The organism is Sphingomonas phyllosphaerae, assembly GCF_036946485.1.
Classification (GTDB): Bacteria; Pseudomonadota; Alphaproteobacteria; order Sphingomonadales; family Sphingomonadaceae; genus Sphingomonas; species Sphingomonas phyllosphaerae_E.
Map to the genome: position 1 here is coordinate 661,794 of NZ_JAQIJA010000005.1, position 16,544 is coordinate 678,337.

Below are 16,544 nucleotides of genomic sequence, written 5' to 3' on the forward strand. Positions count from 1 at the left end.
TCCCCATCAAGCCGATAGGCGAGCGGGAATCCGCGATGATGTTCACGCGGAGGCGCAGAGGCGCAGAGATGCTTCGCGAGCCACCGTCGTCATGACGTCCCCAGAAGGGCCTCATTGTCTTCCGCCACACAGGCCCAGGAAGCAACACCTCCGCGTCTCCGCGTGAACATCACACCTTTGAGCCGTCGCCACCCGCACCGGCCTTTCCGCGCCGCCGCAGCGCAATGACGTAGATCACCCCTGCCACGCCAGCGAACAGGAACCACTGCACTGCATAGGCAAGATGATTGTTCGGGATCGACTCGATCGACGGCGGTGCATTGGCCGACAGCCCCGCAACAGGCGCCGAAGCGACCAGCATCAGCTCGCGTGGCGCGTGCGGTTGCGTCACCTCCGCGATCAGCGGCCGCCCATCGGGCGCGTGCGCGATCCAGCCGCTCACCTTGCCTCCGCGCCACGCGACCTTGCCGACCGGATCGCGCGTCGTGCCGATCTGCACGCGCAACCCCGGTCCCTCCGCGCCGGTCCGGCACAACGCGATCACGCGATACCCCCGCCGCGCCCGCCCCGGCGCGGGTGATCGACACCGGCTCCAGACAGAAGGCGCTGCTACGCCGAAACAGCAACGTCTCGTCCGCAATGCGCGGGAAGGCGACCGGCGGACGCGTCGGATTCGCCGCAAGCTGCGCGAGAAACGCCTCCTTCTGCGGCCGACGATCCAGCAATTGCCACAGCCCGAGCGCGACCATGGCCGCGATCGCCACGCCCACGACGATCGTCGGGATGACCGGAACACGCTTCATGGCACCAGCCGCCCCTCCCGCGCGGCGTGGCGATATTCCGCCGCCAGCAGCCAGCCCTTGGCGACGCGCAGCGACCCGACGATCGCCGCGGTGCTCAATGGCACCCACAGCAGCACATGAAGCCACCACGGCGGCGAAAGGGAGAGTTCGACCACGATCGCCAGCGTGACGACGATCGCGCCCCACGCCAGCACCAGCAGCGCCGCCGGCCCGTCGCCGACGTTGAATCCGGCGATCGACAGCCCGCACGCCGGGCAACGCTCGGCGAAACGAAGGACGCCCGCAAACAAGCTGCGGGCGCCACATTGGGGGCATAACCCCTTCATACCACAGTCGATCGGTCGAGGCGGCGCCCCGACCGTCGACCGACCGGCGTCGCTCATCCGCCGTGAACCGGCGCGCCCCAGCCGCCCCAGACATAGACGGTGACGAACAGGAACAGCCACACGACGTCGACGAAATGCCAGTACCAGGCCGCCGCCTCGAACCCGAAATGCTGCTTCGGCGTGAAGTCGCCCTTATAGGCGCGGATCAGGCAGACGATCAGGAAGATCGTCCCGACGATCACGTGGAAACCGTGGAAGCCGGTCGCCATGAAGAACGCCGCGCCATAGTTGATCCCCTTGAACGGGAACGGCGCGTGCATGTACTCATAGGCCTGGATGCTGCTGAACAGCAGCCCCAGCACCACGGTCAGCCACAGCCCCTTGAGCACGCCGTCGCGGTCGCCCACGCCCAGCAGACCCCAGAAGCCGCGCTTCACGCCGCCACGCTGGTTGTGGATCAGCGCATGGTGCGCCCAGGTGACGGTGGTGCCCGAGCAGAGCAGGATCAGCGTGTTGAGCAGCGGCAGTTCGAAGGCGTTGATGACCTCCAGCCCCTTGGGCGGCCATTGCGCGGCGATCGCGGCGGCTCCCTCGGCGGCGCGCTCGACCTGCCCGTCGACGACCTGCATCGCGGTCGGGAACAGCGAGAAGTCGAAGAACGCCCAGAACCAGCCGACGAAGAACATCACCTCGGAGGCGATGAACAGGATCATCCCATAGCGGAAATGGAGCTGCACCACCGGCGTGTGGTCGCCGGCATGCGCCTCGCGGATCACCTGATGCCACCAGCCGTACATGCAGAACAGCACCGAAGCGAGGCCGATCAGGAACACCCAGCCGCCGCCGGTGCCCTGATGCATGTACATGATGCCGCCGGCCGCCATGATCAGCGCCGCGAAGCTGCTGAGCAGCGGCCACGGGCTGGGGGGCAGGATGTGGTATTCGTGGTTCTTGGCACCCGCCATGCGCGGCTCTCCCCAATTCGCTTATTGCGGTGGTCTTAGCTGTTCGTTTTGGCGGAATCCACCGGGTAAAAGGTGTAGCTGAGCGTGATCGTCTGCACGTCGCGCGTGTCGGGGTCGCTCAGGATCTTGGGATCGACGTAGAAGATCACCGGCATCCGCTGCGTCTCGCCGGGCTTCAATGTCTGCTGCGTGAAGCAGAAGCACTGGATCTTGGTGAAATATTTGCCGGCGATCGCGGGGGTGACGTTATAGGTGGCGGTGCCGGTCACCGCCTGCGCGCCGCGGTTGGTGGCGGTGAAGAACGCCATGTCGCGGGCGCCGATCTCGACCGTCTCCTGCTCCTGTTCGGGCACGAAGCGCCACGGCAGCTTGGGGCTGGTATTGGCGTCGAAGGCGATCTCGATCTGGCGGTGGACACCGCCCGGCGCCGCGACCCCGCGCCCGGTGGTGCCGTTCAGCCCGGTCGCCTGGCAGAACATCCGATAGAGCGGCACGCTGGCGAAGGCGAGCCCGGTCATAAAACAGATCCCCGCCACCGCGAGCAGCGCGGTGCGCAGCGTCCGCGGGCGCGCCTCCGTCCGGCGTGGCGGCGTGCTCAATGCGCCATGCCCTGCTTGATGCGCGCGATGGTGATGAAGAACACCAGCACCACGAACGCGCCGAGCAACAGCGCGACGACGATCGCCCGCGACTTTTGCCGGCGGCGGATCAGATTTTGTTCGTCTTCGGTCATGCCATCCACCGATCGACGACCAGCGCGCCGAACATCACGAAAAGATACAGGATCGAGAAAGCGAACAGCCGCTTCTCGTAGAACATCGGCGTCGCGGCACGCTTGGCCCCTACCGCGACCAGCGCCGCCAGCACCGCGAACGCCGCGGTCATCGCCACCGCCACCACGCCATAGATGCTGCCGGTCAGCCCGAGCGGCCACGGCGCGATCGCCACCGCCGCCATCGGGATCGTGTACAGCCCGATCTGCCGCCGGGTCGCCGCCTCGCCTGCGACCACCGGGAGCATCGGCACCCCGGCGTTGGCGTAATCGGTCTTTACGAACAGCGCGAGCGCCCAGAAATGCGGCGGCGTCCACAGGAAGACCAGCGCGAACAACAGGAACGGCAGCAGCGCGATCTGCCCCGTCGCCGCGGCCCAGCCGATCAGCGGCGGGAACGCCCCCGCCGCGCCGCCGATGACGATGTTCTGCGGCGTCCGACGCTTCAGCCACACCGTATAGATCAGCACGTAGAACAGGATCGATACCGTCAGGATCGCCGCCGCGGCGAGATTGACCGCCAGCCCCATCAGGATCACCGAAAACGCGCCCAGCCCGACACCGAAGTGCAACGCAGACTGCCGTTCCATGCGCCCGGCCGGCAACGGACGCTGCGCGGTGCGCTTCATCACCGCATCCAGATCGGCCTCATACCATTGATTCAGCGCACCGGCCGCTCCCGCACCGAGCGCGATGCACAGAATCGCGGTGAAACCGAGCACCGGATCGATCAGATGGCCGTTCACCGGCGGCGCGGCCAGCATCCCGCACAGCCCGGTGAACACGACCAGCGTCATGACGCGCGGCTTGGTCAGCGCAAGGAAGTCGCGCCAGTCGGCGGGCGGCAGGAGGGGCGTGGCAGGAGTCATGGATGCGGCGACCCTACAAGCGGAGCGGCGACGAGGGAAGCCGCGCCAGCCAGTCGAGCAGCAAGCGATTGACGTCGGCGGGCCGCTCCTCCTGCGTCCAATGTCCGCACCCGTCGAGCATATGTCCTTCGACCAGCGGCACATGCGGGCGCATGACGGTCAGCGGGTCGCTGTACGCCCCGAACCCGAACGCGGCGGGATCGCGCGTGCCGGCGATGAACAGCGCCGGCTGCTCGATCCGCTGGCCCTGCCACGCCTGCGCCCAGGCGAAATCGCGCTCGTGGTTGCGATAGCGGTTGAGCGGCCCGCGAAAGCCGCCGCGCTCGAACTCGGCGACCATATGATCGAGATCGGCGTCGGTCAGCCATGCCGGAAACGGATCGGGGTCGACCAGTCCGTCGAGCAGCGTCGCCCCCGCCGGCTTCTCCGGCCAGCTACCCGGCGGCGCGTCGCCGCTGATCGCGTAATAGAGGCGCCGCAGATAGCCGCGCACATCGCGCTCCGCCTCCTCCTCGGCGGGACCGGGGACAAGAAACCATTCCTGATAGAAGAAGCGACCCCGATCGGTGAAGGCGCGCCGAAAGATCTCGCTGAGCGGACGGGCAGGCACGCCGGTGAACGGTACCGACAACCCTGCGACCGCCGCGACGCGCGCCGGTCGGGTCAGCGCGCTGTACCAGACGATCGGCGCGCCCCAGTCATGCCCGACCAGAATGACCGGCGCGTCGGGCTGCAGCGCGTCGGCGACGCCGATCACGTCCGCCACCATCGCCGCCATGTCATAGGCCGCGATCGCGTCGGGCTGGTCGGATTCGCCATAACCGCGCACGTCGATCGCCGCCGCGGTGAAGCCGGCGGCGACCAGCGGCGCGAACTGATGCCGCCAGCTGTACCAGCCCTCCGGATAGCCGTGGACCATCAGGACCAACGGGCCGCTCCCCTCCACCATCACGCGCAGCCGCGCTGCGCCGGTGTCGATCATGCGGGGATCGGGCACGGCGGGCTCCTGCGATAACGATAGCCGTAAGCGTCGGTGACGAAGCCGGCGCTTTCGTACAGCGCGCGAGCCGCGGCGTTCGTTGCCTCTACCTGAAGCGCGACATACTCCGCTCCCGCGCCCGCCGCCCACTCGATCAGCGCCGCGACGATCGCGCGGGCGTGCCCCTGCCGCCGCGCGGCGGGGTCGGTGCCGATCGCCTCGATCACCGCGATGCCGTCGTGGAGCGCGGCATAGCCGGTCGCACTGTCGCCGCAGCGGGCGTAGCGGGTCGGAAGCCCGATCCGCGCAGCGACGGCGGCGGGGTCCTCGACCGCTGGCGCGAGGCGGCGGCGCGTTGCCAGCCAATACGTATCCGGCGCGTCGCGCATTAGGATTCCGGCATGTCCGCCGGCCTCCGCCGCGGATGGCGGTTGCCCGACGCGGGCGGGACGAACCAACGTGCGCGTCGTCCCCTCCGCGGGCGCGAAACCGGCTGCGTCGAGCAGATCGTCCGATCCGTCCGTGAGATCGGTGAGTCGCAAGATCATCGGCTGGCCCGCCGCCGCGAAGGCGTCGCCCAGCGCGCGCAACGTCGCGCCATCGAGCGTCGCACCCGGCCGCACCGCGCTCGCCGAGTTGCTGCGCCGGCTGCCGCCCCCCGACAGGCCCACCAGCCAGTCGCCGACCGGCTCGCACCGCGCGGGCGGAAAAGCGGCGGCGCAGGCGCGTTCGATACGCCAGCCGAGCGAGTCGCCGATCATCGCCCCTCCCTGAAACGCCAGCGGCGGGGAAGCTGTCGCTCCCCCGCCGCCGGTTGTCCGCTCACGATCGTCAGTCGATCTTGGGCAGCGTCTCGAACTGGTGGAACGGCGGCGGGCTGGACAGCGTCCATTCCAGCGTCGTCGCACCCTCGCCCCACGGATTGTCGGGTGCCTTCTTGCCCGCGACCAGCGACCAGATCAGGTTGACGAAGAAGATCGCCATGCCCGCGGCCATGATCATATAGCCGATCGTCGCGACGTTGTTCCAGTGCGCGAAGCCGTCCGGGTAATCCGGGTAGCGGCGCGGCATCCCCTGCAGCCCGAGGAAGTGCATCGGGAAGAACAGCAGGTTCACGCCGACGAAGAACACCCAGAAGTGCAGCTGGCCGAGCAGCTCCGAATACATCCGCCCCGACATCTTCGGGAACCAGTAATAGAAGCCCGCGAACAGCGAGAACACCGCGCCAAGGCTGAGCACGTAGTGGAAGTGCGCGACGACGTAATAGGTGTCCTGCATGTAATCGTCGACGCCGCCGTTGGCGAGCACGACGCCGGTAACGCCGCCGACCGTGAACATGAAGATGAAGCCGATCGCCCAGACCATCGGCGTCGGGAAGCGCAGCGAGCCGCCCCACATCGTCGTGATCCACGAGAAGATCTTGATGCCGGTCGGAACCGCGATCACCATCGTCGCGGCGGTGAAGTACATCTTCACGTTCACGCTCATGCCGGTCGTGAACATGTGGTGCGCCCAGACGACGAACCCGACCACGCCGATCGCGACCATGGCATAGGCCATGCCGAGATAGCCGAACACCGGCTTGCGGCTGAACGTCGCGACGATGTGGCTGATGATGCCGAAGCCCGGCAGGATCATGATGTACACTTCGGGGTGGCCGAAGAACCAGAACAGATGCTGGTACAGCACCGGATCGCCACCGCCAGCGGGATCGTAGAAGGTGGTGCCGAAGTTACGATCGGTCAGCAGCATCGTGATCGCCGCCGCGAGCACCGGCAGCGCGAGCAGCAGCAGGAAGGCGGTGACCAGCACCGACCAGGCGAACAGCGGCATCTTGTGCAGCGTCATGCCCGGCGCGCGCATGTTGAAGATCGTGGTGATGAAGTTGATCGCCCCCAGGATTGAGCTGGCGCCCGCGAGGTGGAGCGACAGGATCGCCATGTCGACCGACGGCCCCGGCTCGCCATAGGTGGAGAGCGGTGCATAGACCGTCCAGCCGGTTCCGGCACCGCCGAAGAACGGCGAGGCGAGCAGCAGCAGGAACGCCGGCACCAGCAACCAGAAGCTGATGTTGTTCATGCGCGGGAACGCCATGTCCGGCGCGCCGATCATCAGCGGCACGAACCAGTTGCCGAACCCGCCGACCATCGCCGGCATGACCATGAAGAACACCATGATCAGGCCGTGGGCGGTGACGAGCACGTTCCACAGGTGCAGTGCCTGATCGAACGACTGTTCCTCGCCGCCGTGCAGCATCGACGCCCAGTGCGGCAGATACTGGATGCCCGGATGCATCAGCTCGGCGCGCATCAGCCCCGAGATCGCGCCGCCGATGATCCCCGCGACGATCGCGAAGATCAGGTAGAGCGTGCCGATGTCCTTGTGGTTGGTCGACATGAACCAGCGCGCGAAGAACGCCGGCTTGTGGTCGGCATCCGCATGATGGTGATGGTCGTCGTGCGTGACGAATGCGGACGGGTGGAGCACGGTGTCGGTCATGATCTTAGCGTCCGGCTTCGCCGACGCCGCCCGGATTGCCGGTGGCGCCTTGCGGTGAAGTGGGGGGAGTGTCGGTCCCGTTCTCGAGCGGGCCGGTCATCGCATTGGCGACCGCCGCCTCGTCCGCCACGGCGGCGGAATTGTCCGCGCCCGGCTGCGGGATCACCGCGTCGGATGCCTTGCCCGGTGCCGGCATCGTGCCGCCCTTGGCGCGCACCCAGGCCGCGAACTGCGCCGGGGTGACCGCCTCGACCGCGATCGGCATGAACGCATGGCGCGCGCCGCACAATTCGCTGCACTGCCCGAAATAGAGGCCGGGCTTGTCGATCGTGAAGCTGGTCTCGTTCAGCCGGCCCGGGATCGCGTCGAGCTTGATCCAGAACGCCGGCACCGCCCAGCTGTGGATGACGTCGTTGGCGGTGGTGATCAGGCGGATCGGCACGCCGACCGGCAGCACGACGCGATTGTCGGTCGCCAGCAGACGCGGGCCGTCGGCGGCGGTGCGCGCGCGCTCGCCGGGGGCGACCTGATTGCCTTCCTTCAGCATGTTGGCGGTGATCTCGATCCCACCGTGATCCGGGTATTGGTAGCTCCAGAACCACTGGTTGCCGATCGCCTTCAGCGTCACCGCGCCGGCCGGGGCGGGCTTGAACTGCGCCTGCAGCAGCCCGATCGACGGCACCGCGATCGCGACGAGGATCAGCACCGGAACCAGGGTCCACACCACCTCGATGAAGGTGTTGTGGCTGGTCCGCGACGGCACCGGATTGGCGCTGGCGCGGAACTTCACGACCACGACCACCAGCAGCACCAGCACCAGGATCGAGATGATCGTGATCAGCGGGAAGAGGATGCGATCGTGAAACCAGTGCGCGCGCAGGCCATTCTTGGTGACCTGCGGCTGGATGTGGATTACGCCGTCCAGCGGCTGGCCGACGCCGGGCGCCGAGGTGGTGGCGTTGAAGGCCGGCGCGCCGTCCATCGCCAGCGCGGGCGATTGCGGTGCGGCATCGGCCTTTTGCACGGTGCCGCCAGCCTGGCCCTGATTCGAGTCGGCGGGGCGCAGCCCGCTCGGCGCGGCGGTGGCCGCGGTGGCGGGCGAGGTCGCGGCCGGCGCCTGTGCGCCTGCGCTACCCACCCCCGTCAGGGCGGTCAGCGCGAAGCCCGCTGCCAATACCCAACCCTTGATCCCGGTTCTCAGCATCTCTTTATCGTCACCCCTGTCGTGGTGCGCATTCGCGTACCGGGCGTATCGAAGCGCCCCTCCTGCACCTGCCTATAGCATGGCATCCCCTCGCCTCAAGGGGGCGTGCGTCCGCGCTTTTCTCGCCCGAGGCGCGTTGCGCGCGCGCGGGCGGGCTTCTATGGCGCGCGCAGGAGACCAAGCACACGATGACCGACGACGACGTGCTCGCCGAATTCCGCGCCGCCGACGCGCTGCTGGAAGGGCATTTCATCCTTTCCTCCGGGTTGCGCAGCCCGCGCTACCTGCAATGCGCACGCGTGCTGATGAACCCGCGCCGCGCCGCGCGGCTGGCCGAGGCACTCGTGACACGGATCCCCGCCGAGCTGCGCGCGCGGATCACCGCAGTCGTCGCGCCCGCGATGGGCGGGGTGATCGCCGGGCAGGAGATGGCGCGCGCGCTCGACGTCGACGCGATGTTCGTCGAGCGCCCGACCGGCACCTTCGAGTTGCGCCGCGGCTTCCGACTGGCGCCTGGGCAGGAAGTGCTGATGATGGAGGACGTCGTCACCACCGGCCTGTCGAGCCGCGAGGCGATTAAGGCGATCGAGGCCGCCGGTGGCCGCGTGATCGCGGGCGCGGCGCTGGTCGATCGCTCCAACGGCACCGCCGACATCGGCGTGCCGTTCTTCCCGCTGATCCGGCTGGAGGTGCCGACCTACCAGCCCGACGATCTGCCCCCCGACTTGCAGGCGATCCCGGCGATCAAGCCGGGCAGCCGGGCAGCGGCGTGACGATGAGCGGCCCGTTGCGCCTCGGGGTCAATATCGACCATGTCGCGACGGTGCGCAACGCGCGCGGCGGCGGGTTGCCCGATCCGGTACGCGCCGCGCTGCTCGCCGCGCGGGCTGGCGCCGACGGGATCACCGCGCATCTGCGGGAGGATCGCCGCCACATCACCGATGCGGACATCGCGCGGCTCTCCGCCGAACTGGCGATCCCGCTCAATCTGGAGATGGCGGCGACCGACGAGATGCTCGCGATCGCGCTGCGCCATCGGCCGCACGCCGCCTGCATCGTCCCCGAAAAGCGCGAGGAGCGTACCACCGAGGGCGGGATCGACGCCGCCGGGCAGCACAACCGCCTCGTGCCGATGGTCCGCGAACTCGGCGCGGCAAACGTCCGCGTCTCCTTGTTCATCGAGCCCGACCCGCAGCAGATCGCCGCGGCGGTCGCGCTCGGTGCGCCAGTCGTCGAGCTGCACACCGGCCGCTATGCCGAACTGGACGGCGAGGCGCGCACCGCCGAGCTGCGCCGGCTCGCCGATGCCGCGGCGCTGGCGGCGAAGAACGGGATCGAGGTCCACGCCGGGCACGGCCTCACCTTCGACAACGTCACCCCCGTCGCGGCGATCCCGCAGGTCCGCGAACTCAACATCGGCCATTTCCTGATCGGCGAGGCGATCTTCACCGGGCTGGAGGACAGCGTGCGGCGGATGAAGGCGTTGATGGACGAAGCCCGATGAGACCAATCGCGTGATCGTCGGGCTCGGCTCCGACCTGTGCAATATCGAGCGGATCGCGCATTCGCTCGAACGCTTCGGTGAACGCTTCGAGGCGCGCGTCTTCACCGATGTCGAGCGCGCGAAGGCCGATCGCCGCCCGTTCACCAAGGCCGGCACGCTCGCCAAGCGCTTCGCCGCCAAGGAGGCGTTCTCCAAGGCGGTCGGCACCGGGTTCAGCGCCGGGGTGTTCATGAAGGACATCGGCGTCGTCAATGCCCCGTCCGGCGCGCCGACGCTGGCGCTGACCGGCGGCGCGAAGGCGCGGCTCGACGCGATGATCCCCGCCGGGCACAGCGCGCACATCCATCTGACATTGACCGACGACCATCCCTGGGCGCAGGCATTCGTCATCATTGAGGCCATCGCCGACCGACATGCAGGAGCCGAGTGACCGCGTGGCAGAGGATATCGCATTGACCGGCGACGACACGCCCCCGCCCGCCACGGCCGAAACGCCCACGCCGCGTACCGGCTTCGACTGGTGGGGCGAGATCAAGGGGCTGTTCTGGCTGTTGCTGGCGGTGCTCGGCTTCCACAGCTTCATCGCCAAGCCCTTCTATATCCCGAGCGAATCGATGCTGCCCGGATTGCTGGTCGGCGACCGGCTGGTGGTGTCGAAATTCGCTTATGGCTGGTCGTTCGTCTCGCCGACGATCCCCGATCCGGTCGCGATCGTCCGCGGGACCTTGCTCCACCAGCCGGTCGACAGCTGGTCGGTGCAGGTGCCGTTCATCCATGGCCGCATCTGGGGCAGCCTGCCCGAGCGCGGCGACGTGGTGATCGTCACCCCGCCGGGTCAGTCGAGCGATTATATCAAGCGCGTCATCGGCCTGCCGGGCGACACGCTCGCGGTGCGCGGCGGCGTCGTGATCCTCAACGGCAACCCGGTCGCGCGCGGCCCGCTCCATTATCGCGACCTGCCGGTCGACGCGAACGCAACCTGCGATCCGGCGCAATATCCCGGCGCACGGCAGGAGCGCGCCGACGGCAGTGCGGTCTGCCACCTGCCGATCGTCACCGAGACGCTGCCCAACGGCCGCCGCTACGACACCGTGGATCTGGAACCGGACAGTGCCGGCGACAATTACGGCCCGGTGACGATCCCGGCCAACCATGTCTTCCTGATGGGCGACAATCGCGACCGCTCCGCCGACAGCCGCTTCGCGCTCGGCGGGTTCGAGCGCGGGCTGGGCGGCCCGGTGCCCTATGAGAATATCGGCGGCCGCGCCGAGTTCATCACCTTCTCGGTCGACGGCAGCGCCGGCTGGAACCCGCTGAGCTGGCCGCGCGCGCTGCGCGGCGGTCGCGCAGGCACCTCGCTCCACCCGAAGCGCGTCCCATGAGCGACACGCCCGAGGTGCGGATCGACGCCGGGGGCGAGCGGGTCCGCGTCCGCGCCGGCGCGAGCCCCACCGAGGTGCGCGACGAAGCGACCCGCAACGAAATTCGCCGCGCGGCAGTCTGGCTGGGCATGGCGGGCGCGATCGCGCTCGTCGTGCTGCTGATCCAGCCGTTGCTCATCATCTTCGCCGCACTCGTGTTCGCGGCACTGCTTGACGGCGGGGTGCGACTGCTCGGCCGCGTGCTGCCGATCGGGCGGAGCTGGCGGCTGCTGATTGTCTGCCTGCTGACGATCGCCTTCCTGCTCGGCACCTTCTATCTCGCGGGCGTGCAGATCGCCGCACAGGCGCAGCAACTCCGCTCGACCGTCGAGGTGCAGGTGCTGCGTGTCAGCGGCTGGCTGAGCGCACAGGGGCTGATGCCGGGCGCCAGCGATCTGAGCGGGGTCGCCAAACAGGCGATGTCGTCGCTGGGGCGCGTCACGAGCTGGCTCGGCACCGCCGCCGGGGCGCTGACCAGCGGATTCATGATCGTCGTGCTCGGACTGTTCATCGCGATCGACCCGCACGGCTATGAGCGCGGGCTGCAATGGATGGTGCCCGAGCGCAACCGGGTCGAGTTCGCGGTGACGCTCAAGCGCATGGCGCAGACGCTGCGCCGGCTGCTCGCCGGGCGCTTGCTCGGCATGGCGTTCGAGGGCGTACTGACCGCGATCGCCCTGTGGATTGTCGGGGTGCCGATGGCGATGATCCTCGGCATCCTCACCGGCCTGCTCGCCTTCATCCCCAATATCGGCGCGTTCATCTCCGGCGCGCTGATGGTCGCGGTGGGCTTCTCGGCCGGCGCGCATACCGGGGTGCTGGCGATCGTCGTCTATATCGTCGTGCAGACCTTCGATGGCTATGTCGTGATCCCGATGGTCGCCAAGCGCACCGTCGATCTGCCCCCGGCGCTGACGCTCGGTGCGCAGATCCTCGCCAGCGCCTTGTTCGGGATCATGGGGCTGGCGCTCGCCGATCCGATGACCGCGATCCTGAAGACCGCGATGGAGCGCCGGTCCGAGAACGTCGAGGACGGCCAGGCGCGGGACTGAGGCTGCATGCGGCACGTCTGGCGCGCCCCGCCGGACGCTGCTACAGCGCGCCACCCGTCTGCAACGGGCGCAGGAACAACCGATTGCGCGTCGACGAGCACTCCTCAACCCCCTCGACCAGGCCCGCCACCGATGCCGCATCGTTGGTCGCGCTGAAGCCGGTTCAGACGCTCCGGCGCCGTTGGCCCGCGCTGCTGGCGACCATCCTGACCGTCGCGACGCTGATCGGGGTCGGGCATGAGCTGTTCGATCACGGATTGGCCGGTATCAAGCGGGCGGTGCCGGAATCCTGGGGCTTCTACCTGTTCTTCCTCGCCTCCTATTTCGCGCTGCCGATCTGCGACTTCGTGATCTTCCGCCGGTTGTGGAACGTGCCCCCCGCCGCCTTCCCGGCGCTCAACCGCAAGCGGATCGCGAACGACATTCTGATCGGTTACTCGGGCGACGCCTATTTCTATGCCTGGGCGCGCGCGCGGCTCGACATGGTGACCGCGCCGTTCGGGGCGGTGAAGGACGTCAGCATCGTCTCGGGCATCACCGGCAACGTCACCGCGCTGCTGCTCGGCGCGATCGCGCTGCCGCTCGGCTATCAGCTGATCGCGCCCGAGGTGATCGAGGGCATGATCTGGTCGCTGGTGTTCGCCACCGCGCTCTCGCTCGGGCTGATCCTGTTTTCCAAGCGCGTCTTCTCGCTGCCGCGGCGCGATCTGTGGTTCATCTTCTGGATCGACCTGCTGCGCATTGGCGCCACCTGCGTCACGATCGCGCTGGCCTGGGCATGGGCGATGCCCAGCGTGTCGGTCGGCATGTGGCTGTTTCTGGTCGCCGGGCGGCAATTGGTGTCGCGTTTGCCGTTCCTGCCCAACAAAGACCTGCTTTTCGCCAATTTCGCGATCCTGGTGATCGGGCATGACCGGACGTTGTCGGACCTGATGGCGTTCACCGCAGCGTCAACCGTGCTGATGCACGGGCTGCTGCTGCTGCTGTTCGGTGCGGTATATGTGACGGAAAGGACGCGCGCATGGCGCAAGGAACGCTGACGATCGCATGGGCTGGCGCGGGGGCCGCGTTGCTGGCGCTCGCCGCGCCCGCCGCCGGCGCGCAGGTGCTGGGCAGCGATGCGGCGGCCTGCACGACCGCGCAGGGTCCGGCGATCCTCGCCACCGTCACCGGGTTGAAGGATCGCACCGGCACGCTGAAGCTGGAGCTGTATCCGCCCAACGAAAAGGACTTCCTGGCCGGCGACGACGATCTGGCGCGCGAGGGCAAGTTCTTCCGCCGGGTCACGGTCACGCCGCCGCCCAGCGGCGATGCGGCGATCTGCATCCGCGTGCCGCGCCCGGGCCGTTACGCGATGTTCCTGGGCCACGACCGCGACGGCAAGCGCAAGTTCAATTTCTGGAGCGATGGCGCCGGCTTCCCCAGCAACCACAAGATCGGCCGCGCGCGTCCGAAACTGGTCGATGCGCTGATCGACGCCGGCCCCGGCATCACCCGCACCACGATCCGCGCGCAATATCTGCGCGGGCTCGGCGGCTTCGGCTTCATGCGCTGATCGGAAGGCGGGACCATGCGGATCGTCGACGTCAACGAATTCTACTCGCCGACCGGCGGCGGGGTACGCTCGTACCTCGATCGCAAGATGGCACTGCTGTCCGAAATGGGGCACCAGCAGATCGTGATCGCCCCGGGGCGCGAAGATCGCGTCGAGGAGCGGCCCGGTGGCGCGCGCATCCATTACGTGAAGTCGCCCGGCATCCCGTTCGACTCCAATTACGGGCTGTTCTGGGAGGCGGGGCCGATCCACGAATTGCTCGATCACTATCAACCGGATGTGGTCGAGAATTGCGCGCCATGGCGCTCGGCGGCGATCGTCGCCGACTGGCAGGGGGACGCGGTGCGTTCGTGGTTCATGCACAACGACAATGTGGAGACCTATCCCAAGCGGTGGTTCTCGCGGGTCGCGTCGGAGGCGACGATCGAGCGCGCGTTCGGCTGGTACGACCGCTACATGAACCGCTGGCTCGACCGGTTCGATACCGTGGTCACCAACGGTCCGGTGCTGACCGAGCGGCTGCGCGCGCGCGGCGTGCGGATTGACGCCACCATGACGCTCGGCATCGAACGCGAACACTTCTCGCCGGCGCTGCGCAGCCCGTCGCTGCGCGCCGCGATGCTCGATCAATGCGGGTTGCCCGAGGATGCGTTCCTGCTGATCGGGGTCGGGCGGCATCACCCGGAAAAGCGCTGGCCGATGGTGATCGACGCGGTGCGGCGCGCGGGGGCCCGGCTGCCGGTCGGGCTGGTGCTGCTGGGGCTCGGCCCCGATACGCGCACGCTGGAGCGGCATATCGCCGAAAGCCCGCACGTGCGGATGTTCCAGCCGATCTACCATCGCGGGCAGCTCGCCTCGATCATGGCCAGCGCGGATGCCTTCATCCACGGCTGCGATACCGAGACGTTCGGGCTCGTCGCGTCGGAGGCGCTCGCCTCGGGCCTGCCGCTGATCGTGCCCGATCGCGGCGGCGCCTCGGCGGTGGCCCAGCCCGAATTCGGCGAATGGTATGCCAGCGGGAACGCCTACGACTGCGCACGCGCGATCGTGGCACTCGCCTCGCGTGACCAGCCGCTCCTGCGCCGCGCCGCCGCGATCGCCGCGCCGAAGGTGTGGAGCGACCGCGAACATGCGCAGGCGCTGATCGCGCATTATCAGTCGCTGATCGACACGCGCGGGCTGGTCAGCAGGTCGGCATAAGCGGCGGGGCGACGCCCGCCGGTGGTGAAGGCGGCGAACGTACGGTCGATGCTGCGCAACAAGGCCGGCCGGGTCACGTCGCCCGGATGGACCGCGACGCGGACGGTCGGTAGCGGCTGCAGCGCATGTCGCAACACCGACGCGGCCGCCAGCGAGCTGAGCGCCCGCGCGTCGCTGCGGCTCGCCCAGGTCACGACCGGCCCGCGCGCGACCACCGCCCCGCCCGGCACCCAGACGCGGGCGTGATCCTCGGCCAGCGCGAAGCCGGCGTCGGAGAGCGCGGCACGCGCCGCGTCGGAATATAGCCACGCCGGCGCGATGAACCCCGTCGTCGCGCGGCCGATGGTCTGTTCGATCAGCGTCTTGCCGCGCCGCATCCGCGCCAGCGCCTCATCATGGTCGAGCCCCAGGAACTCGCCCTCGCCCGCGGTCATCCGCCGCGCCTTGACCGCCGCGATGCCGCGATGCACGCCGTCGTCGCGGTGGAACCAGCCATGGACGAACATCTCGATCCCGGCATCCGCCCACTGCCGCAGCCGCGCACCGAAAGCCGGTGTCAGCGGGGCGCTCCCCCAATGATCGGGGACGACCAGCATCGCCAGCCGCTGCCCGACGAAGGGCGCGAGTCGATCGAGCAACTGGTCGACCTCGCGCTCGAACCGCGGCGAGACATCGTGGATGGAGGCGAGCAGACGCTTCATCGCGTCAGCAATGGGCACCCGGCCGTGCCGGCGCAAGTCTCAGTCGTTCGCCAGGGCGGTGGCGAGCAGGTCGCGGATCGCGACCAGCGACGGGGTCGCAGCGACCACCGGTGCCGGCTCGAGCGTGCCGGTGGGCTCCCGTGCCAGCAATTGCTGCACGCCCTTGATCGTATAGCCTTCGCGATTGAGCAGCCGGTCGATGCGTTCGACCAGCGCGACATCCTCCGGCCGGTAATAGCGGCGGTTGCCCGCGCGCGTTACCGGCCGGAGCTGCGGGAAACGACTTTCCCAATAACGAAGGATGTGCGGGGCGAGGCCGGTCGCCTGAGCGACCTCGCCGATAGTGCGAAACGCGGCGGCGGATTTGCTGTCCGACGCCAACGCGCTCAGCCCGCGACGATGCGGTCGCGCATCATCTGGCTGGCGCGGAACGTCAGCACGCGGCGCGGTGCGATCGGCACCTCGACGCCGGTCTTCGGATTGCGGCCGATTCGCTCACCCTTGTCGCGCAGCACGAACGTGCCGAAGCCCGAGATCTTGACGTTCTCGCCCTTCTGCAACGCACCGCACATGCGATCCAGGATCTGCTCGACCAGGCGCGAGGAGTCCGCGCGGGAAAGACCCACCTGCTTGTGGAGCGATTCCGCCAGATCAGCGCGCGTCAACGTACCAGCTTCAGTCATCGACTTTACCT

At 68.5% G+C, this 16,544-nt stretch carries 21 protein-coding genes; 8 read left to right on the forward strand and 13 right to left on the reverse strand.

Translation table 11 applies throughout. From position 1 onward, the window contains the following. Positions 1–169: 169 nt before the first annotated feature. From PGN16_RS20245 to coxB, 10 genes are all read right to left on the reverse strand, one after another. Positions 170–544 carry an SURF1 family cytochrome oxidase biogenesis protein gene (locus PGN16_RS20245; RefSeq protein WP_443019626.1) on the reverse strand — a complete coding sequence of 125 codons (375 nt, stop codon included), beginning with the start codon at positions 542–544 and terminating at the stop codon, positions 170–172. A gap of 255 nt (positions 545–799) precedes the next feature. After that, the gene (locus PGN16_RS11745; protein WP_335309598.1) at positions 800–1,093 is read right to left on the reverse strand and encodes a DUF983 domain-containing protein; all 294 of its coding nucleotides are present in this window, start codon (positions 1,091–1,093) and stop codon (positions 800–802) included. A gap of 89 nt (positions 1,094–1,182) precedes the next feature. Next, the gene (locus PGN16_RS11750) at positions 1,183–2,094 is read right to left on the reverse strand and encodes a cytochrome c oxidase subunit 3 (RefSeq protein WP_335309599.1); all 912 of its coding nucleotides are present in this window, start codon (positions 2,092–2,094) and stop codon (positions 1,183–1,185) included. A gap of 35 nt (positions 2,095–2,129) precedes the next feature. Next, positions 2,130–2,693, reverse strand: coding sequence for a cytochrome c oxidase assembly protein (locus PGN16_RS11755; protein WP_335309600.1), 564 nt, complete (start codon positions 2,691–2,693; stop codon positions 2,130–2,132). Beyond that, the gene (locus tag PGN16_RS11760) at positions 2,690–2,827 is read right to left on the reverse strand and encodes a hypothetical protein (protein WP_335309601.1); all 138 of its coding nucleotides are present in this window, start codon (positions 2,825–2,827) and stop codon (positions 2,690–2,692) included. The genes PGN16_RS11755 and PGN16_RS11760 overlap by 4 nt, the downstream gene beginning before the upstream one ends. Further along, on the reverse strand, positions 2,824–3,735 hold the full coding sequence (locus PGN16_RS11765) for a heme o synthase (RefSeq protein ID WP_335309602.1): 912 nt from the start codon (positions 3,733–3,735) through the stop codon (positions 2,824–2,826). Before PGN16_RS11765 ends, PGN16_RS11760 begins: the two co-directional genes overlap by 4 nt. 13 nt (positions 3,736–3,748) lie before the next feature. Further along, on the reverse strand, positions 3,749–4,732 hold the full coding sequence (locus tag PGN16_RS11770) for an alpha/beta fold hydrolase (protein WP_335309603.1): 984 nt from the start codon (positions 4,730–4,732) through the stop codon (positions 3,749–3,751). Further along, the gene (locus PGN16_RS11775; protein WP_335309604.1) at positions 4,714–5,475 is read right to left on the reverse strand and encodes a GNAT family N-acetyltransferase; all 762 of its coding nucleotides are present in this window, start codon (positions 5,473–5,475) and stop codon (positions 4,714–4,716) included. Before PGN16_RS11775 ends, PGN16_RS11770 begins: the two co-directional genes overlap by 19 nt. A gap of 70 nt (positions 5,476–5,545) precedes the next feature. Next, positions 5,546–7,213 carry a cytochrome c oxidase subunit I gene (gene ctaD / locus PGN16_RS11780; RefSeq protein WP_335309605.1) on the reverse strand — a complete coding sequence of 556 codons (1,668 nt, stop codon included), beginning with the start codon at positions 7,211–7,213 and terminating at the stop codon, positions 5,546–5,548. A 4-nt stretch (positions 7,214–7,217) separates the two neighbouring features. After that, positions 7,218–8,417, reverse strand: a complete 1,200-nt coding sequence (gene coxB / locus PGN16_RS11785; protein ID WP_335309606.1) for a cytochrome c oxidase subunit II — start codon at positions 8,415–8,417, stop codon at positions 7,218–7,220. A 188-nt stretch (positions 8,418–8,605) separates the two neighbouring features. Between coxB and pyrE the strand changes: the two genes are divergently transcribed. From pyrE to PGN16_RS11825, 8 genes are all read left to right on the forward strand, one after another. Further along, positions 8,606–9,190 carry an orotate phosphoribosyltransferase gene (pyrE, locus tag PGN16_RS11790; protein WP_335309607.1) on the forward strand — a complete coding sequence of 195 codons (585 nt, stop codon included), beginning with the start codon at positions 8,606–8,608 and terminating at the stop codon, positions 9,188–9,190. 2 nt (positions 9,191–9,192) lie between these two features. Next, on the forward strand, positions 9,193–9,921 hold the full coding sequence (locus PGN16_RS11795) for a pyridoxine 5'-phosphate synthase (protein WP_335309608.1): 729 nt from the start codon (positions 9,193–9,195) through the stop codon (positions 9,919–9,921). Between the two features lie 10 nt (positions 9,922–9,931). Then, a complete protein-coding gene (gene acpS / locus PGN16_RS11800; RefSeq protein WP_335309609.1) occupies positions 9,932–10,351 on the forward strand; it encodes a holo-ACP synthase in 420 nt (139 codons plus the stop codon). Between the two features lie 4 nt (positions 10,352–10,355). Next, positions 10,356–11,303 (forward strand): signal peptidase I, encoded by a 948-nt coding sequence (lepB, locus tag PGN16_RS11805; RefSeq protein ID WP_335309610.1) that lies wholly within the window; start codon positions 10,356–10,358, stop codon positions 11,301–11,303. Then, positions 11,300–12,394 carry an AI-2E family transporter gene (locus PGN16_RS11810; RefSeq protein WP_335309611.1) on the forward strand — a complete coding sequence of 365 codons (1,095 nt, stop codon included), beginning with the start codon at positions 11,300–11,302 and terminating at the stop codon, positions 12,392–12,394. Before lepB ends, PGN16_RS11810 begins: the two co-directional genes overlap by 4 nt. Before the next feature lie 83 nt (positions 12,395–12,477). After that, a complete protein-coding gene (locus PGN16_RS11815; RefSeq protein WP_335309612.1) occupies positions 12,478–13,434 on the forward strand; it encodes a hypothetical protein in 957 nt (318 codons plus the stop codon). After that, positions 13,416–13,949, forward strand: a complete 534-nt coding sequence (locus PGN16_RS11820) for a DUF2141 domain-containing protein (protein ID WP_335309613.1) — start codon at positions 13,416–13,418, stop codon at positions 13,947–13,949. Before PGN16_RS11815 ends, PGN16_RS11820 begins: the two co-directional genes overlap by 19 nt. Positions 13,950–13,964: 15 nt before the next feature. Further along, positions 13,965–15,149: a glycosyltransferase gene (locus tag PGN16_RS11825; RefSeq protein ID WP_335309614.1), complete on the forward strand. Its 1,185-nt coding sequence runs from the start codon at positions 13,965–13,967 to the stop codon at positions 15,147–15,149. Here the strand turns inward: PGN16_RS11825 and PGN16_RS11830 are convergent. Genes PGN16_RS11830 through PGN16_RS11840 form a run of 3 tightly spaced genes read right to left on the reverse strand, consistent with a single transcriptional unit; the run spans position 15,104 to position 16,533 of the window. Further along, positions 15,104–15,850 carry a polysaccharide deacetylase family protein gene (locus PGN16_RS11830; RefSeq protein ID WP_335309615.1) on the reverse strand — a complete coding sequence of 249 codons (747 nt, stop codon included), beginning with the start codon at positions 15,848–15,850 and terminating at the stop codon, positions 15,104–15,106. The genes PGN16_RS11825 and PGN16_RS11830 overlap by 46 nt on opposite strands. Positions 15,851–15,889: 39 nt before the next feature. Then, on the reverse strand, positions 15,890–16,231 hold the full coding sequence (locus PGN16_RS11835; protein WP_443019627.1) for a MerR family transcriptional regulator: 342 nt from the start codon (positions 16,229–16,231) through the stop codon (positions 15,890–15,892). Between the two features lie 5 nt (positions 16,232–16,236). After that, positions 16,237–16,533: an integration host factor subunit alpha gene (locus tag PGN16_RS11840; protein WP_335309616.1), complete on the reverse strand. Its 297-nt coding sequence runs from the start codon at positions 16,531–16,533 to the stop codon at positions 16,237–16,239. Between the last annotated feature and the right edge of the window lie 11 nt (positions 16,534–16,544).